A 15,992-nucleotide genomic window follows, 5' to 3' on the forward strand; every position below is an offset into this window, starting at 1 on the left:
TCTAGACAGCGGCAAGATTCGGAGAACGAAGATGGCACCCCTGATCGCTCTCATCGCCGGCACCGCTCTCGCCCGGCTGGTCGGCATGGCCGGCATCGACGCCCTGGACGGCTGGTGGCCCGCGCTGCGCGTCGGCCTGGCGCTGATGTTCGTGCTGACCGGCCTCGCCCACTTCGGGCTCGGCCGCCGCCAGGACCTGATCGCGATGGTCCCGCCCCGCCTGCCCCGGCCCGATCTGCTGGTCACCCTTACCGGCGTCCTCGAGCTCGCCGGCGCGCTGGGCCTGCTGATCCCGGCCACCGCCCGCCTCGCCGCCGCCGGGCTGGCGCTGCTGATGATCCTGATGTTCCCGGCGAACGTCTCGGCCGCTCGCCGCAAGGTTCAGCTGGGCGGGCGCCCGGCCACCCCGCTGGCCGTCCGCACCCCGATGCAACTGCTCTTCATCGGCGCCGCGGTCGCGATCACCGTAGGCGGGTGATCGTCACCTCGACACCCTGGCCGGTGCTCGGCGGGCCGGCGTAGACGCCCTTGAGCGGCGGCACGTCGCCGTACTCGCGGCCTCGCCCCACCACGACGTGGCGCTCGCCCACCGGGACGCCGTTGGTGGGGTCGAAGGCCGTCCACCGGCCGGCCCACCACTCCACCCAGGCGTGGCTCTGCCCGACCACGCTGTCGCCGATCCCGGCCGACGGCGATGGATGCAGATAGCCCGACACGTACCGGGCCGGCATGCCCATCTCGCGCAGCATGCCGACGGTCAGGTGGCTGATGTCCTGGCACACGCCCTTGCGCTGTTCCCAGGCGTGCAGCGCGTCGCTCTGCACCCCGGTCGCGCCGGGCTGGTACGTCACCTCGGCGCGTACGAACTCGCAGACCGCCAGCCCCGCCGCGTGCGGGGTGGCATGCGCCGCCTTGATGTCGGCCACGATCTCGCGGAGCGAACAGTCGAGCCCGGTCCGTTTGGTCGGCAGCAGCAGCTCGTACCAGCGGTCGACGTGCTGGCCCAACGCGTCCCAGACGAAGCCGTTCGGGATCAGGTCGCCGGGCGGCAACGTCTCCACCGTGGACGTCGCCGTGACGGTGAGCGCCTCGTGCTTGGCGTGCACGTCGAACGCGGTGACGACCGTCCCCCAGTAGTCCTCGTAGCGGTAGGTGCGGGCGGGCGGCCAGACCTCCACCCGTGCGTCGAGCACCGCCTGCCGAGTCTCGTTGCGCGGCCACATACGCGCCTCGTTGTACGACGACGTCACCGGCCCCGCGTAGTCGAAGCCGCTCTTGTGCTGAATCCGTAGCCGCCACGAGTCCACGGTCATGCGACAGCCCCTCGCACCCAGTTCACAGCCGTCGTCTGCCGGAAGTAGCGGCGGGACACCGCGTCGTTGACCTGCGAGCAAGTCTTCTCGAGACTGGCCAGCACCGTCGACATCTCCCCGATCAGCTCGTCGGCCCCGCGGAACTCGAGGTTGGTGCGGGCCCGCCCCACGATCCGCTGGGCGTCGGTCGCCACACCGGCCCGCCCCGGATCGGGCTCCAGATCGGCGAGGCAGCTCTCGGCCGTGGACAGCGCCGCGAACACCGAGCGCGGGAACAACCTGTCGAGCAGCAGGAACTCGGCCGCGTGCCGATCGTCGAGCGCGCCCCGATACGTACGCAAGAAGGTCTCCCACGCCCCACTCGACCGCAACAAAGTCATCCAGGACGGGATGCTCCCCCCGGCCCGCGAGTGGGTGCGCAGCAGCCGCGCGGTCATGTCGACGCGCTCGACGCTGCGGCCCAGCACCAGGAACAGCCAGCCCTCGTCGCGGCTCATGGTGGCGTCGGTGAGCCCGCCCATCACCGCGCAGCGCTCCCGCACCCAGCGAAAGAACGAGTGCACCCCCTGCTGCTCGACGCGCCGCCGGGCGTTGGGCAGGCCGTGCCAGGTCGAGTTGAGACACTCCCACATCTCGGACGAGACGGTCTCGCGGGCGCCACGTGCGTTCTCGCGGGCCGCGGCCAGCGCGCCGACCACCGAGGACGGGTTGCGGTCGTCGAGGCCGAGCAGCCCGACGACGCCGGCCGAGGTGACCACGCCCTCGGTGATCGGCACGCCCATCACGGCGAGCAGCGACCGGCAGGCCGCGTCCTCCTGCGTCCACGGGTCGGCGAGCGTGCGCTGCAGGTGCACGTCGAGGATGCGGGCGGTGTCCTCGGCCCGCTCGACGTAGCGGCCGATCCAGTAGAGGGACTCCGCGATGCGGCTCAGCACGAGAACCTCCCCTGTTGCTGCTGTTGCTGCTGCTCCTCGGCGCCCGACGCGCCCGGGCCGAGATCGGGGCTCGCGGCCACCGGGAGCGGCGCCGGGGTGGCCGGCAGGTGCGGCACCTCGAAGGGCACCACGTCGTCGTCCGCGGCCAGCACCCACGTGTCCTTGGAGCCGCCGCCCTGACTGGAGTTGACCACCAGCGCGCCCTCGGGCAGCGCGACGCGGGTGAGCCCGCCGGGCAGCACCCAGATCTTCTCGCCGTCGTTGACCGCGAACGGCCGCAGGTCGACGTGCCGCCCGCGGAGCCGATTGCCGATCAGCGTCGGCACCATCGAGAGCTTCACCTCACGCTGCGCGATCCACCCGCGGGGATTTTCCAAGATCTTTTCGCGTACGGCGTCCAGCTCGCCCGCGGAGGCCTGGGAGCCGATCACGATTCCGGCGCCGCCCGCGCCGTCGACCGGCTTCAGGACGAGCTCCCCCAGGGACGGCAGCACGTCATCCAGCACCCCCGGCTCGTCCAGCCGGTAGGTGTCGACGTTGGGGAGCAGCGGCTCCTCGTTGAGGTAGTAGCGGATCAGGTCAGGCACATAGGTGTAGAGCAGCTTGTCGTCGGCCACCCCGTTGCCGACCGCATTGGCGATCGTGACCCGCCCGGCGCGCGCCGCGTTCAGCAGGCCGGCCACCCCGATCACCGAGTCGGCCCGGAAGTGCACCGGGTCGAGGAAGTCGTCGTCGATCCGCCGGTAGATGACGTCCACCCGCTGCTCGCCGGCCGTGGTCCGCATCGCCACGTCGTTGCCGACGCAGACCAGGTCGCGCCCCTCGACCAGCTCGACGCCCATCTCCCGGGCGATCAGCGCGTGCTCGAAGTACGCCGAGTTGTAGACGCCGGGGCTGAGCACCACGACGGCCGGATCGCTCACCCCGATCGGCGCGGCGGCGCGCAGCGCCCGCAGCAGCATCGCCGGATAGCTCTCCACCGGCAGGATCCGGGTCGCCGCGAACACCTCGGGCAGCACCTGCGCCATGGCCCGCCGGTTCTCCATCACGTAGCTCACCCCGGACGGGATGCGCACGTTGTCCTCCAGCACCCGGAAGGTGCCCTGCTCGTCGCGGATCAGATCAACACCGGCAACATGGATCCGGACGCCGTTGGGCGGGTTGATCCCGGCGGCGGCGCGCAGGAAGTGGGCGCTGGTCGCGATGACCCGGCGCGGCACCACGCCGTCGGCGAGCACCTGGCCCGTCCCGTACACGTCGGCAAGAAATGCCTCCAAGGCCCGGATCCGCTGGGCCACCCCGAGCTCGACCGCGCGCCACTCGGCGGCGGCGATGATGCGCGGCACGATGTCGAGCGGGAAGGGCCGCTCGACGCCCTTGAGCGCGAACGTGATGCCCTGGTCGAGGAACGCCCGGGCCAGCACCTCGGCGCGAACGCCCAGTTCGGAGCTGGACAGCGGCTGGAGCGTCGCGTGCAGCGCCTCGTAGCTCTGGCGGGGCATGCCCAGCTCGCTGAACATCTCGTCCCAGCCGGGGCCGAGGCGGTACTCCTCGAAAAGATCCGCCATGCGAGGACCCTACGCACGGCTCATTGCACGCACGTAACAGAAGCAGGGGGCGGGCCGTCGGTACGGGACCTACCGACGGCCCTGGCCGGCCACACCGAGAACGGGGGACCCGGTGTCTCCGGCAAAGCCACCGTACGCCCGCGCGGGACGCGCGAAAAACTCGCGCCGCGCTGTGGGATGAAATCGGGGGAAATAACCGGCGCCGGTTTCACCAAGCGATCGTGATGACACCGTGTCGGGTATCACCGTGGGATGGGCCTGATCAGGGCGCATGCTGTAACACAGCACATTCTCAGGTAACCCCGTCAAGAATGTGGCGAGCCCTGAAGCCGTGAGGTGGCCGAAGCGATGACCGAACTGTTGACCATGATGGCCACACCGGTGTGGGCCTACTTGGCGCTGTTCGGTTTCCTGACGATCGACGCGATGGTTCCGGTCGTTCCGATCCAGGCGATCATGATCACATCCGGCGCGCTCACTGTCTACGGCAACCTCGATCTTGCTCTGGTGATCGCGATCGGCGCGGCCGGCATGTTCGCGGGCGACTCCATCGCGTACTTCCTGGGCCGCTCGACCGGCCAGGTCGGCCGCGGCTGGCTGTCCGCCCTGCGCGCCCGCTGCGGCCCGAAACACGTCGAAGAGCACCCCCGCGAGCAGTCCCGGACCCGCAAGGCCGCGGTCCGCTTCACCCGGGGGCTGCGCCGGCCGGGGCCTCTCGTGCTGCTGCTGTGCCGGTTCGTGCCCGGCGGCCGGATGGCCGCCGGTTTCCACGCCGGCCGCACGGGTTACCCGATCAAGCTGTTCGTGCTCTACGACGGGGCCGCCGCGCTCTGCTGGGCGGGCTACGGCGGCCTGGTCGGTCACGTCGGCGGCACGGCCATCACGCAGTCGGCGTGGCGCCTGTTCGCGATCGCCGCCACCGCCGCGGCCGTCTTCGGCACCGCCGGCTGGATCCTCGCCCTCTTCGGTGGCAAGAAAGAGGTCGACGCCGAGCGGGCGGTGGACATCGCGGCCGCTCAGGCCGCGGCCGAGGCCGACGTCATTGCCGCTCGTGCTGCATCAGCTGACGGGCAGCTTCCGCGATCGACCCCGACAACGACGGGTAGATAGTGATCGTGTGGGCCAGCTGGTCCACCGTCAGGTTGTTCTCGATCGCCATCGTGATCGGCAGGATCAGCTCGCTCGCCTTGGGCGCCACCACCACCCCACCCACGATCTGACCGGTCGCCGGCCGGCAGAAGAGCTTCACGAAGCCGTCGTGCAGGTCGGCCATCTTGGCCCGGGCGTTGCCGGTCAGCGGCAGCATCACCTGGCGGGCCGGGGTGCGGCCGGAGTCCACCTCGTTCTGCGAGACGCCGACGGTGGCGAGCTCGGGGTCGGTGAACACGTTCGCCGAGACCGTGCGCAGCCGCAGCGGCGCCACCGCCTCGCCCATGGCGTGCCAGATCGCGATCCGGCCCTGCATGGCGGCCACGCTGGCCAGCGGCAGCACGCCGGTGCAGTCGCCGGCGCCGTAGATGCCGGGCACGTTGGTACGTGAGACGCGGTCGACCGTGAGGTATCCGCCGGGGCCGACGTCGACGCCGTACTCCCGCAGGCCCAGCGTGTCGGTGTTCGGGATCGCGCCGACCGCCATGAGCGCGTGCGAGCCCTCGACCGTACGGCCGTCGGAGAGCGTGACCAGCACGCCGTCGCCGGTGTTGACCACCGACTCGGCGCGCGACTGGTTGAGGATCGTCATGCCGCGCTCGCGGAACACCCGCTCGATCGCCATGGCCGCGTCGGCGTCCTCATGCGGCATGACCCGCTCGCGGCTGGAGACCAGCGTGACCTTCGTGCCCATCGCCAGGTACGCGCTGGCGAACTCGGCGCCGGTCACGCCGGAGCCGACCACGATCAGGTGCTCGGGCAGCTCGGTGAGGTCGTAGACCTGCCGCCAGTCGAGGATGCGCTCGCCGTCCGGCCGGGCGGTGGGCAGCACCCGCGGGGTCGCGCCGGTCGCCAGCAGCACGGTCGAGGCCTCGATCGAATACATCTCGCCGCCGTCGGGCATCACGAGCACCTGGTGGGTGTGGCCGAGGGTGTCCTCGCCGAGCAGGGCCCGGCCGTGGATGACCTCGACGCCCGCCTTGACCAGCTTGGCCTGGATGTCGCTGGACTGGGCCAGGGCGAGTTTCTTGACCCGGTTGTTCACCGCGACCGCGTCGACGGTGACCCCTTCGAGGCCCGCCGAGCGGATGCCGAACCGGTCATTGTGCCGGTAACCGGTCATGACCTCGGAGCTGGCGATGAACGTCTTCGACGGAACGCAGTCGGTCAGCACGCAGGCGCCTCCCGGGCCGTCGGCCTCGACGAGGGTCACCTCCGCGTCCAGCTGGGCGGCGACCAGGGCAGCCTCATACCCGCCCGGACCCCCACCGATGATCACGATCCGACTCACGACGTTCCCCTCCGTATACCGGCGCAAAACCGGTGGCTTGTGCCGACACGCACTTCTTGTATTCTCCACGACCGCCGTATCCGGCTATCGTCATCGCCGTGCGTCATTACGCCGCGTATGGCTCAAACCTCGACCCGGCCCGCATGCGGGCCTACTGTCCGCACTCGCCCATGGTCGGCGTGGGGTGGATAGAAGGCTGGCGCCTGACCTTCGCCGGGGAGGCGGAAATGGGCTGGGAAGGGGCCGTGACCACGATCGTCGAGTCGCCGGGCGACCGCGTCTTCGTGTCGCTCTACGACGTGCATCCGTGGGATGCCGCACAGCTCGACGAGGTCGAGGGCGTGACTGCGGGGGCGTACCAGAAGCTCACCGTGCGTGTATCAACGCTCGAGGGCGAGTTCAGCGCGTGGGTGTACGTCTACGACGGCTACGAGGGCGGCCTGCCCACCGCGTGGTACCTCTCCGAGATCGCCAACGCGGCCGAGAAGGCCGGCGCGCCCGACGACTACGTCGAGGACCTCCGCCATCGACCGAGCGCGACCTCGACCCCCGAAGTCTGAGGCTGGACAGGCCACCCAGCCTTCACTTACCGTTCACGTCCTATGTCTTTACAGGGCCTGCGGGCCGCCACGGGGGCCGCGCTGCCCAAACGCCTGGACGCGCTGACCAGTCTGCGGTTCTTCGCGGCCTTCGCGGTCTTCACCCACCACTTCACCGGGCTGGGCGGCAAGACCGGCTTCGGGCGCTCGCCGCTGATCTTCCCGTACTCGGAGATCGGCGGGCACGGCGTGACGTTCTTCTTCGTGCTCTCCGGCTTCCTGATGATGTGGGTCTACAAGCCCGGCGAGCACCCCGGCTCGTTCTGGTGGCGGCGCGTCGGCCGCATCTGGCCGGCTCACCTGGTCGCGCTGCCGCTCGGCGTCTACGCGTACTACATCGCCGCGCACAAGCCGATCGAGTGGTGGAGCCTGATCTCCTCGGTGTTCCTGGTGCAGACCTGGTTCCCGCACGTCACGCCGACGCTGCCCGGCAACGAGGTGACCTGGACGCTCAGCGTCGAGCTGCTCTTCTACGCGATGTTCCCGCTGTTCGGCTGGATCGCGGTGCGCACGCGTACCCGCTATCTCGCCGCCGCGACCGCGCTCGGCCTGATCGGCATGTGGGCGGTCAACTGGCTCGCCGTCGCGCACCTCTCCGCCCCGCACGCCAGCTGGGTGATGCGGAACCCGATCGTCTACCTGCCCGAGTTCCTGCTCGGCCTGACCGTCGCGATCGCCCTGCAGCGCGGCTGGCGCTTCCCGCTGCGCCCGTTCCTCCCGATCGCGCTGCTGTTCGTCTACGTCATCGCCTACTACCAGGGCCGGATGCGCCTCTCCCACGGCCTCGTCAACCAGCTCGACTTCACCGTCCGGCAGTGCGTCGCGATCCTCTCCGTGCTGATCATCCTGGCCTTCGTGCAGCGCGAGATGCGGGGCCTGAAGGGCGTCCTCAACGCCAAGCCGCTGGTGCTGCTGGGCCTCTGGTCCTACGGCTTCTATCTCATCCATCACTCGGTGAGCCGGCTCGCGACGTACGAGTGGGGCCGGATGCGCGACAACGACGCGGTGCTCTTCACGCTGCTCGGCATGGGCCTCGTGGTGGCCGCCATGTCGTGGGCGCTGTTCCACTTCGTCGAGGAGCCGGCCGAGAAGTGGTGGCGCAAGCACACCCCGAAGCGCTTCCTCCGCAAGAAGGACGGCGCCCCGGCCCCGATCCCACCTCGCGTCGAGACCGAGCCGGTCACCGCGTCGGTCTAGCCGGAGATGCGGACCACTACCGGGCCGGCAACGCGCGCGCCGGCGCGACCCGCACCTGGCGCCGCTAGGCGGCGCGAGCCTCCACATAGGTGCGGTAGACGTTGGCCCGGTACATCGGCGTCATGCCGACCGACAGATAGAGGCGCACGGCCTCGGTGGGATTCTCCAGATCGACACCGAGGCCCGCGTGCGATCGGCCCTTCCGGGCATAGACCGCGAAAGCTCGGCGCAGGAGCGCCTCACCCACACCCCTTTTCCGGTACGAGCGGAGCACGGCGAGCCTCTTCACCCAGCCTTCGTTGTCGTCGATGCCGGTATCGGACGACTGCAGCGACCCGACCACGCGGCCGTCCACCTCGGCGACGAACCACTCGTCGAAGGAGACCGACGGCTCGTTGGCGACCTGAGCGCGCCACGTCGGATAGTCGACCGCGAAGTGGTCGGTCTCCCGGAACGCCTCCTCGATCACCGCGTGCAGCGCGCGCAGATCGTCCTCGTCGTCGCCGCGAACCGGCCGCACCGTCACCCCCGCCGGCTGCTCGGGCGCGGTGTGCGGCACGCCGTCGAGCGGCATCCGCATGCGGGCGTGCTGCTTGAGGAAGGCAAAGCCGGCCTCGGTGAGAGCATCGATGTACGGCTGCTCGGTCGGAATGGCGCCGGCACGCACCTCATACCGGTGGTGGCCGAGCTCGGCGGCCCGCTCGGTCATCCGGTCGAGGATCAGCGCGAGCAGCGGCCGCATCGCCGGGCGCCCGCGCTCGGGGTCGACGAAGACCTCGAGGAAGTCACGGTCGCCACCGGTCATGTTGTGCGGGAACGTCCAGCCGACGATCGTGCCCGCCTCGTCGAGCGCCAGCCAGCTGTCCCGGCTCATCTCCGTATGCGGGTCGGTGAGCATCTCCCGCACCTCGTCGGCGGTGAAGTCGGGCTCACCGATCGCCGCGATGTCGCTGGCATGCACCACCGCGAGAATCTCGGGCACGTCATCGAGCGTCGGCCGGCGCGTGGTCCAGCCCTCGGGCAGCGCGGTCATCGCGGCAGCGGTCATCCGCGCATCGGACCACGAACCACAGCCCCCGGTCGACCGAATATCGACCGGGCTCAGCGGGTCAGGCGCTGGCTCAGCGACTCGAGCAGGCCGACCAGCTCGATGCGCTCGGCCATGTCGAGCGCCGCGTAAGCCTGCCCCGCCAGCGCGTCGGCCACCGAGTCGGCCCACATCAGCCGGCGCACGATCGGGCCGGCCGGCGGGTACGGCGGCTGCCAGCCGAACGCGACCGCCCCCGTCTCCCCCTCGGGCCCGGCGATGATGGCCTGCAATGGGGTCAGCCCGCTGGCCCGCACGGCCACCAGGTGCACGCCGAGCCGGTGCTCGTGCAGCAGGTGCAAGGCGAACGCGGCCCGCGCCCCGGCGGCCCGGTCGGGCACCGGCATCGCCCGCCACGCGGCGAACAGCGGCAGCGCGGCCATGTCGACCGCCTCCACCACCCGGCCGGCGAGCTCGAGCATCCTGGTCAGCCTGGGGAAGCCGCCGAGCTGCTCGATGCCCCACTTGCACAGCTCGTGCAGGTGCCAGCTGGCCACCTCCATGGGGGCCGACGCCTTGGCGGTCGATTCCCAGCCGTCGATGACGGCGTCGGGAGCGATGAATCCGATGGCCGCGGCCACCGTCTCGGGTCGTACGTCGCCGAGCGCACCGGCCCGCGCAGACACGTGGTACGCCCAGCCGGAGAGCCCCAGAAGCCGCGCGCGGCGCAGCGTCTGCGGTGACTCGGCGAAGGCGCCGACGATCGTTGCGAGTCCCGTCATGGCGTTGGCGGCAGCCTGTTCGGGGGTCACGCGCCGATTCTGCTCTTCCCTGCCCGATCTGGAAAATATTCTTCCCGTCCCGACGCGAATAGGCGCTTTAGGCCGATTCAGGGCGGCGGGCGGGGCGGTTGGATGGCGATCAGTCGGACTCGTCCGTTTCAAGATCCTCCAGGGCCGCCTGCACGTCGCCCACCCGGCGGCGGGCCGCCGCGACATCCCGCTCGGCGTTGCGCCGGGCCTGCTTGCGCCGGGCGACGTCGGCCTGCGCCTCGGTGCGCCGCCGCTCCAGCTCGGCCAGCTCGGCGTCCAGGTCCTCCACCAGGTGCTCGGCGTCGCGCTCGGCGCTCTCGGCCCGTTCGAGCTGCTCGTCGGCGCGCTGCTCGGCGGCCTCCGCGGTGCCCAGCTCGCGGCGCAGGTCGCGGCGGCGCTGCTCGATCTGGCGCCGGCGGCGCTCGGCCGCCTGACGCTCCCGTGTGGACTGCTGCGGAAACTCGACGACTTCGCCGCCCTCGTCCTCCGGCTCCCCGTCGGCGAGGTCTTCCTGGAAGTCGTCGCCGACCAGGCGCAGCCGGGGCTTGGGCACCTCGCCGAAGCCCGCGTAGCTGGCCGCCCGGATCAGCCGCCCGGTGCGCACCTGCGCCGCCACCGCCGGCTCGGCGAGCGCCGCGGACAGCGTCGCCTCGACCTCGCCGAGCGGGAGCTTGGCGCCCGGCTCCACCTCCAGCGCCAGCTTGCGAGCCGCGCCCACCAGCGCCGAGACCACCTGCCGGCGCTGGGCGGTCAGCTCGCGCAGCTGGTCGCCCTGCAGGCCGCGCTGGGCCTCGCGCAGAGCCGCCGACAGGTCGACCAGCTCCTCGATCAGGTCGGGTCGCCGCGTCGCGAGCAGATTGACCACCCAGGCGGCCACCGTGGGCTTCTTGAGCGCCGCGAGACGCTTCGCCGCGTCCCGGTCGCCGGCCTGCTTGGCGTCGTTGATCGCGGCGGTCCGGGCCGCCACGAAGCCGTCCGGCGGCTCCTCGTACAGCCGCTGGATCAGCTGGTCGGTTGCGCTGGGCACGTCAGATCGTGGTCCCCGGCGCCACGTGCTCGTAGGCGGCGCCGGAGAGCCGGTCGAGGTGCCCGTCGGAGATCTTGGCGCCGGTCGGGGTGAGCAGCGCGTCGTGCAGCGCGTAGGCGCGGCCGGGCTGGACCGCCCGGACGAAGTCGATCGACTCCATCAGCTTCATCCATGGAGCATTCAACGGGACGAACAGCGTGTCCACGGCCGTGTCCTCCGGAACGGTGAACGAGTCGGCGGGGTGATAGACGTTCGTGTCGTCGTCGCCGATCAGATAGGCGAGGTTCGCGATCCGCGGGATGTCCGGGTGGATCAGCGCGTGGTGGCCGCCGAATGCCCGTACGCGAAAACCGGCGGCACCGAATTGCTCACCCGGACCCACGGCGGTCGCGATGTCGCCGAAGGCGGCGAGCTTGGGCAGCACCTCCGCGTGGGCGAAGACGCGAAGCTCCGGACGTTTCCCCGCGGCGTCGGCCACCGCCGCGACATCCAGGTGGTCCATGTGCTCGTGAGTGATCAGCACCGCGTCCGCGCCATCCAGCGCGGATCGCTCGCTGAACTCGCCCGGATCGACGACCAGCACTCCGTCGCCCTCGATCCGGAGGCAGGAATGCGTGAACTTCGTGACGCGCACGGGACCCCTCCGCTGCCGATTCGTAACCGCTCACCCCGCAGTCTGCCGGAACCGGGTCCCGTGTGCCGTACGTCCCAGGTGCACGCCCAACGGGGATGGGAGAAAACCATGCGCGTCAGACCCATATACATCGCCTCCTCCGTGCTTCTCACGGGGGTTCTACTGGCCGGATGCGGCGCCGGAGCGTCCGACGATTCACAATCCAATTCCTCCGGCGTGTCGGCGGCCGACAAAGCGGCCGCCCCGGAGCAGCGGGCCGACGGCGGCGTCGCCGAGGCGGCGCCCGATCCCGCCACCGGCAAGGACCAGCCGGCGCAGGCGCCCGATCTGAGCGTCGACCAGCGGTCCATCATCTATCGCGGCAGCATCTCGGTGCGCGTCAAGGACGACGTGAACGCCGCCGCCGGGCAGGCCTCCGGCATCGCGACCACGGCCGGCGGTTTCATCGGCTCGGACAACCGCACCAGCGGCGAGGGCGGCTCGGGCACGGCCACGCTGACCCTGCGGGTGCCGGCCGACAAGTTCTCCACCACCGTCGACCAACTGTCCAAGCTGGGCAAAGAAGAGCACCGCGAGATCAGCACCGAGGACGTCACCGAGGAGACCGTCGACCTCGACGCCCGGATCACCGTGCAGGAGGCCCGGGTGGACAGCGGGCGGCGGTTGCTGGCGCAGGCCAAGTCGCTGAACGACCTGGTCATGCTGGAGAAGGAGGTGGCGTCGCGGGAGTCCGACCTGGCGTCGTTGCAGGCCAAGAAGCGGCGGCTGGCCGACCTCACGGCGCTGTCCACGATCACCGTCACGTTCCTCGGCCCGGCCGCGCCGGCGGCGCAGGTCGAAGACAACCCGGGTGGGTTCCTCGGCGGGCTCTCGGCCGGCTGGGACGCGCTGCTGGCGTCGCTCAAGGTGCTGCTGACCGTGCTGGGGGCGCTGCTCCCCTGGCTGATCGTGATCGGCCTGCCGGTGTGGGGCCTGTTCTACCTGTACCGGCGCCTGCGCCCGACCCGCGCCACCGGCCAGCCGGCTCTCGTCGCTCCGGGAGCGGTGCCGGCGGTCTATCCCCAGCCGGCTCCGCCGGGCCCTCCACAGCAGCAAACCGAAAAACCCGACAAGCCCTGACACGGTACGGCCCGCGATCGCCCCGCTGATGAGGAGGCAGTCGATTTGCCGTCGCCGCGGGGTTTGCGGCGCCGGGAAATCGGCTGACTCCTCATCAACCCCGAAGGGGCGATCGCCCGCGGAGCGAAGCGGAGCCAGCCAGCTCAGAACGCGCCGGTTGCCAGCGCCGCCAGGGCGGTGTGCACGAAGACCCGCACGCCGTAGCCGATCGCGCTCTCGTCCACGTCGAAGCTGCCCTGGTGCAGGTCGTACCGCTCGTCGGAGCCGGGCACCCCGGTGCCGAGCCGGATCATCGCGCCGGGCACGTGGTCGAGGTAGAACGAGAAGTCCTCGCCGCCCATGCTGATCTCGGCCTCGACCACCCGGTCGGCGCCGAGCGCCGCGCCGGCCGCGCCCGCGATGACCGCGGTGGCCATCCGGTCGTTGATCACCGGCGGCATGCCGCGGCGGTACCCGACCTCGGCCTCGGCGCCGGTCGCCGCGACCACGTCCTGGATCAGCTTGGTGATCAGCTCGGGAGCCTCCCGCCAGGCCTCCCGGCTGAGGATGCGCACCGTGCCGCGCGCCTCGCCGAAGGCCGGGATCGCGTTGAACGCGTCGCCCGAGTGCACCGAGCCCCACACCATCGAGACGCCGGCCCGCGGGTCGATGCGCCGGTCCAGCAGCGCCGGCACGTCCACGATCACCCGGCCCAGGGCGTGCACCAGGTCGGCGGTCAGGTGCGGCCGGGCGGTGTGCCCGCCGGGGCCGGTCAACTTGACCTCGACGATGTCGGCGGCCGCGGTGAACGGCCCGGAGCGGACCCCGACCAGGCCGGCCGGCAGCTGCGGGTAGCAGTGCAGCGCGTAGATCGCGACGACGTCCTTGAGCCCGCCGGCCACGACCACCTCGGGCGCGCCGGACGGGATGCTCTCCTCGGCGGGCTGGAAGATCAGCCGGACCCGGCCGGGCAGCTGGCCCTGCTCGGCGAGCTGGGCCAGCGCGAGCCCGAGGCCGAGCAGGATCGTGGTGTGCACGTCGTGGCCGCAGGCGTGCGCGACGCCGTCGACGGTCGAGCGGTACGGCACGTCCTTCAGGTCCTGCAGCGGCAGCGCGTCGAGGTCGGCGCGGAACGCCACGACCCGGTCGCCCTCGCCGATGTCGCAGATCACACCGTTGCCCTTGGGCAGCAGCCGCGGGGAGAGGCCGGCCACGGCCAGCTCGCGGGCGATCAGCGCGGCCGTCTCGAACTCGTGGTGGGAACGATCGGGGTGGGAGTGAATGTGCCGACGAATCGCTACGAGCTCCGCGCCGTGAGCGGCGAGCCAGCGGTCGAGCTGGCCGGGCAGGGGCTCGGCGCCGGGCAGCGGCCCGGGCCACTCCGTCTGCGCCTCTTCACCAGGCGCCAGAGCAGTAGTCACGTCGGTTTCCGTATCGCTCTCGAAAGTTTGTCGTGTTTGTTTGACGCGCGACAGCTTAGACCCATTTTGGTGACGCTGTGCAACATCATTCCCGTGCACGCTGGGTAGCGCTGGGTCACGAATGCCCTGATAAGAGCGCTCGATGAGAGGCGAGGGGATGCCCGGGGTGTCGTCCCTGCGCAGCATCTGGCCCACCACCTCCTACAACGTGTAACGGATCGCGGAGGTGATGACCCACACCACGAGTCCGATCAGAAACGCTCCACCGGGTGGTGGACGCCCCACACACCACGCAACGTGTGGCATACCTCGCCCACGGTGGCACGTAGCCGCAACGCCTCTTTCATCAACGGTAGGACGTTCTCGGTCCCTTGGGCGGCCTTCGCCAAATCGGCCAGCGCGCTCTCGACGGCCGTCGAGTCCCTTTCCGCCCGCAATTCGGCGAGACGGGCCACCTGGGCGGCCTCGATCGCCGGGTCGACGCGCAGCGGCTCGTACCGCTCCTCAGTCTCCGTCGTGAAGCGGTTGACGCCCACCACGACCCGTTCCCCGGAGTCGATCTCGTTGGCGATCTGGTACGCCGACGTCTCGATCTGCTCCTTCTGGAAGCCCTGCTCGATCGCGTCCACCGCCGACCCGTACGAGAAAACCCGCTCGACCAGCCGGGTGGCCTCGGCCTCGACCTCGTCGGTCAGCGCCTCGATCGCATAGGAGCCGGCGAACGGGTCGACCGTGCCGGTCAGGCCGCTCTCGTAGGCGAGGACCTGCTGGGTGCGCAGCGCGAGCCGGGCCGACTTCTCGGTGGGCAGGGCGATCGCCTCGTCGTACGCGTTGGTGTGCAGCGACTGCGTGCCGCCGGCGACCGCACCCAGAGCCTGGATCGCCACCCGCACCAGATTGACCTCGGGCTGCTGGGCGGTGAGCTGGACGCCCGCGGTCTGCGTGTGGAAGCGCAGCATGAGCGACTTCGGATCCTTCGCGCCGAACTCCTCGCGCATGATCCGGGCCCACATCCGCCGGGCCGCGCGGAATTTCGCGATCTCCTCGAGCAGTGTGGTGCGGGCCACGAAGAAAAATGACAGCCGCGGCGCGAAGTCGTCCACGGCGAGCCCGGCGGCGATCGCGGCCCGCACGTACTCCATGCCGTTGGCCAGCGTGAAGGCGATCTCCTGCGCCGGGGACGCGCCCGCCTCGGCCATGTGGTAACCCGAGATGGAGATCGTGTTCCACTTCGGGATCTCGGCCCGGCAGTACGCGAAGGTGTCCGCCACCAGCCGCAGCGAGGGCTTCGGCGGGAAGATGTACGTCCCGCGGGCGATGTACTCCTTCAGGATGTCGTTCTGGATCGTGCCCTGCAGCGCCGCGCCCGGCACGCCCTGCTCCTCCGCCACCAGTTGGTAGAGCAGCAGCAGCACCGAGCCCGGGGCATTGATCGTCATCGAGGTCGAGACCTGGTCGAGCGGGATGTCGCGGAACAGCTGCCGCATGTCGTCGATCGAGTCGATGGCCACGCCGACCTTGCCGACCTCGCCGTGGGCGATCGGGTCGTCGGAGTCGTACCCCATCTGGGTGGGCAGGTCGAACGCCACCGACAGGCCCATGGTGCCGTGGGCGAGCAGCTGGTGATAGCGGGCGTTGGACTCGGCGGCGGTGCCGAAACCGGCATATTGCCGCATGGTCCAGGGGCGTTTGGTGTACATCGTCGGGTAGACGCCACGGGTGTACGGATACTCCCCCGGCTCGCCGATCGGCACGTCCGCGGGCACGTCCCCGGGGCGGTAGACCGGCTTGATCTCGAAACCCGACTCTGCGTTCACAACCGTGATCCTAAGGCTTCGTTCAGGTCGCAAGCGTGAGGGATTTTGCACAGAGAGTCCGATAAGCCGAACGGAAAGCGGCTTTCCGGTCACGGTCCGTCGAC

15 protein-coding genes are annotated in these 15,992 nt (G+C 70.6%); 5 read left to right on the forward strand and 10 right to left on the reverse strand.

Going from position 1 to position 15,992, the window contains the following annotated elements; all coding sequences use genetic code 11:
• Window positions 1-31: 31 nt before the first annotated feature.
• Window positions 32-478, forward strand: a complete 447-nt coding sequence (locus ACQPZX_RS45835; protein WP_433370615.1) for a DoxX family protein — start codon at window positions 32-34, stop codon at window positions 476-478.
• On the opposite strand, the gene ACQPZX_RS45840 is transcribed toward ACQPZX_RS45835, so the two are convergent.
• From ACQPZX_RS45840 to ACQPZX_RS45850, 3 genes are read right to left on the reverse strand one after another with little or no spacing between them, the layout of a single operon-like run.
• The gene (locus ACQPZX_RS45840; RefSeq protein ID WP_433370618.1) at window positions 462-1,313 is read right to left on the reverse strand and encodes a transglutaminase family protein; all 852 of its coding nucleotides are present in this window, start codon (window positions 1,311-1,313) and stop codon (window positions 462-464) included. The two genes, ACQPZX_RS45835 and ACQPZX_RS45840, sit on opposite strands and share 17 nt — an antisense overlap.
• Complete coding sequence (locus ACQPZX_RS45845) at window positions 1,310-2,248, reverse strand: alpha-E domain-containing protein (RefSeq protein ID WP_433370621.1); 939 nt, start codon at window positions 2,246-2,248, stop codon at window positions 1,310-1,312. Before ACQPZX_RS45845 ends, ACQPZX_RS45840 begins: the two co-directional genes overlap by 4 nt.
• Window positions 2,242-3,816, reverse strand: a complete 1,575-nt coding sequence (locus ACQPZX_RS45850; protein ID WP_433370624.1) for a circularly permuted type 2 ATP-grasp protein — start codon at window positions 3,814-3,816, stop codon at window positions 2,242-2,244. The genes ACQPZX_RS45845 and ACQPZX_RS45850 overlap by 7 nt, the downstream gene beginning before the upstream one ends.
• Window positions 3,817-4,164: 348 nt before the next feature.
• Here ACQPZX_RS45850 and ACQPZX_RS45855 point away from each other — a divergent pair, with 348 nt between their 5' ends.
• Window positions 4,165-4,926, forward strand: a complete 762-nt coding sequence (locus ACQPZX_RS45855) for a DedA family protein (RefSeq protein WP_433370627.1) — start codon at window positions 4,165-4,167, stop codon at window positions 4,924-4,926.
• Here the strand turns inward: ACQPZX_RS45855 and ACQPZX_RS45860 are convergent.
• Entirely contained in the window at window positions 4,856-6,256 is a 1,401-nt protein-coding gene (locus ACQPZX_RS45860) for an NAD(P)H-quinone dehydrogenase (RefSeq protein ID WP_433370630.1), read from the reverse strand. The genes ACQPZX_RS45855 and ACQPZX_RS45860 overlap by 71 nt on opposite strands.
• 98 nt (window positions 6,257-6,354) lie before the next feature.
• Here ACQPZX_RS45860 and ACQPZX_RS45865 point away from each other — a divergent pair, with 98 nt between their 5' ends.
• Both ACQPZX_RS45865 and ACQPZX_RS45870 read left to right on the forward strand, forming a co-directional pair.
• Complete coding sequence (locus tag ACQPZX_RS45865) at window positions 6,355-6,816, forward strand: gamma-glutamylcyclotransferase (RefSeq protein ID WP_433370632.1); 462 nt, start codon at window positions 6,355-6,357, stop codon at window positions 6,814-6,816.
• Window positions 6,817-6,858: 42 nt separating this feature from the next.
• Window positions 6,859-8,052 (forward strand): acyltransferase family protein, encoded by a 1,194-nt coding sequence (locus ACQPZX_RS45870; RefSeq protein WP_433370635.1) that lies wholly within the window; start codon window positions 6,859-6,861, stop codon window positions 8,050-8,052.
• Between the two features lie 64 nt (window positions 8,053-8,116).
• Here the strand turns inward: ACQPZX_RS45870 and ACQPZX_RS45875 are convergent, their stop codons facing one another.
• The 4 genes from ACQPZX_RS45875 to ACQPZX_RS45890 form a co-directional block, all read right to left on the reverse strand.
• Window positions 8,117-9,100, reverse strand: coding sequence for a GNAT family N-acetyltransferase (locus ACQPZX_RS45875; protein WP_433370637.1), 984 nt, complete (start codon window positions 9,098-9,100; stop codon window positions 8,117-8,119).
• 53 nt (window positions 9,101-9,153) lie between these two features.
• Window positions 9,154-9,891 (reverse strand): SCO6745 family protein, encoded by a 738-nt coding sequence (locus ACQPZX_RS45880; RefSeq protein WP_433370640.1) that lies wholly within the window; start codon window positions 9,889-9,891, stop codon window positions 9,154-9,156.
• Between the two features lie 109 nt (window positions 9,892-10,000).
• Window positions 10,001-10,918: a hypothetical protein gene (locus ACQPZX_RS45885; RefSeq protein ID WP_433370643.1), complete on the reverse strand. Its 918-nt coding sequence runs from the start codon at window positions 10,916-10,918 to the stop codon at window positions 10,001-10,003.
• 1 nt (window position 10,919) lies between these two features.
• On the reverse strand, window positions 10,920-11,552 hold the full coding sequence (locus tag ACQPZX_RS45890) for an MBL fold metallo-hydrolase (RefSeq protein WP_433370646.1): 633 nt from the start codon (window positions 11,550-11,552) through the stop codon (window positions 10,920-10,922).
• A gap of 216 nt (window positions 11,553-11,768) precedes the next feature.
• Here ACQPZX_RS45890 and ACQPZX_RS45895 point away from each other — a divergent pair, with 216 nt between their 5' ends.
• Complete coding sequence (locus ACQPZX_RS45895; RefSeq protein ID WP_433370649.1) at window positions 11,769-12,671, forward strand: DUF4349 domain-containing protein; 903 nt, start codon at window positions 11,769-11,771, stop codon at window positions 12,669-12,671.
• A gap of 143 nt (window positions 12,672-12,814) precedes the next feature.
• On the opposite strand, the gene ACQPZX_RS45900 is transcribed toward ACQPZX_RS45895, so the two are convergent.
• Both ACQPZX_RS45900 and ACQPZX_RS45905 read right to left on the reverse strand, forming a co-directional pair.
• Window positions 12,815-14,071: an amidohydrolase gene (locus ACQPZX_RS45900; RefSeq protein WP_433370652.1), complete on the reverse strand. Its 1,257-nt coding sequence runs from the start codon at window positions 14,069-14,071 to the stop codon at window positions 12,815-12,817.
• A gap of 251 nt (window positions 14,072-14,322) precedes the next feature.
• A complete protein-coding gene (locus ACQPZX_RS45905; protein WP_433370655.1) occupies window positions 14,323-15,888 on the reverse strand; it encodes an acyl-CoA mutase large subunit family protein in 1,566 nt (521 codons plus the stop codon).
• Window positions 15,889-15,992: the final 104 nt, after the last annotated feature.

The sequence above is a fragment of the Actinoplanes sp. CA-142083 genome (genome assembly GCF_050942195.1).
GTDB lineage: Bacteria > Actinomycetota > Actinomycetes > Mycobacteriales > Micromonosporaceae > Actinoplanes.

Excerpts from the sequence above, each read along its gene's own strand:
- ACQPZX_RS45835 (WP_433370615.1), top strand. The coding sequence starts at position 32 with ATGGCACCCCTGATCGCTCTCATCGCCGGCACCGCTCTCGCCCGGCTG.
- ACQPZX_RS45840 (WP_433370618.1), bottom strand. The coding sequence starts at position 1,313 with ATGACCGTGGACTCGTGGCGGCTACGGATTCAGCACAAGAGCGGCTTC.
- ACQPZX_RS45850 (WP_433370624.1), bottom strand. The coding sequence starts at position 3,816 with ATGGCGGATCTTTTCGAGGAGTACCGCCTCGGCCCCGGCTGGGACGAG.
- ACQPZX_RS45855 (WP_433370627.1), top strand. The coding sequence starts at position 4,165 with ATGACCGAACTGTTGACCATGATGGCCACACCGGTGTGGGCCTACTTG.
- ACQPZX_RS45870 (WP_433370635.1), top strand. The coding sequence starts at position 6,859 with ATGTCTTTACAGGGCCTGCGGGCCGCCACGGGGGCCGCGCTGCCCAAA.
- ACQPZX_RS45875 (WP_433370637.1), bottom strand. The coding sequence starts at position 9,100 with ATGACCGCTGCCGCGATGACCGCGCTGCCCGAGGGCTGGACCACGCGC.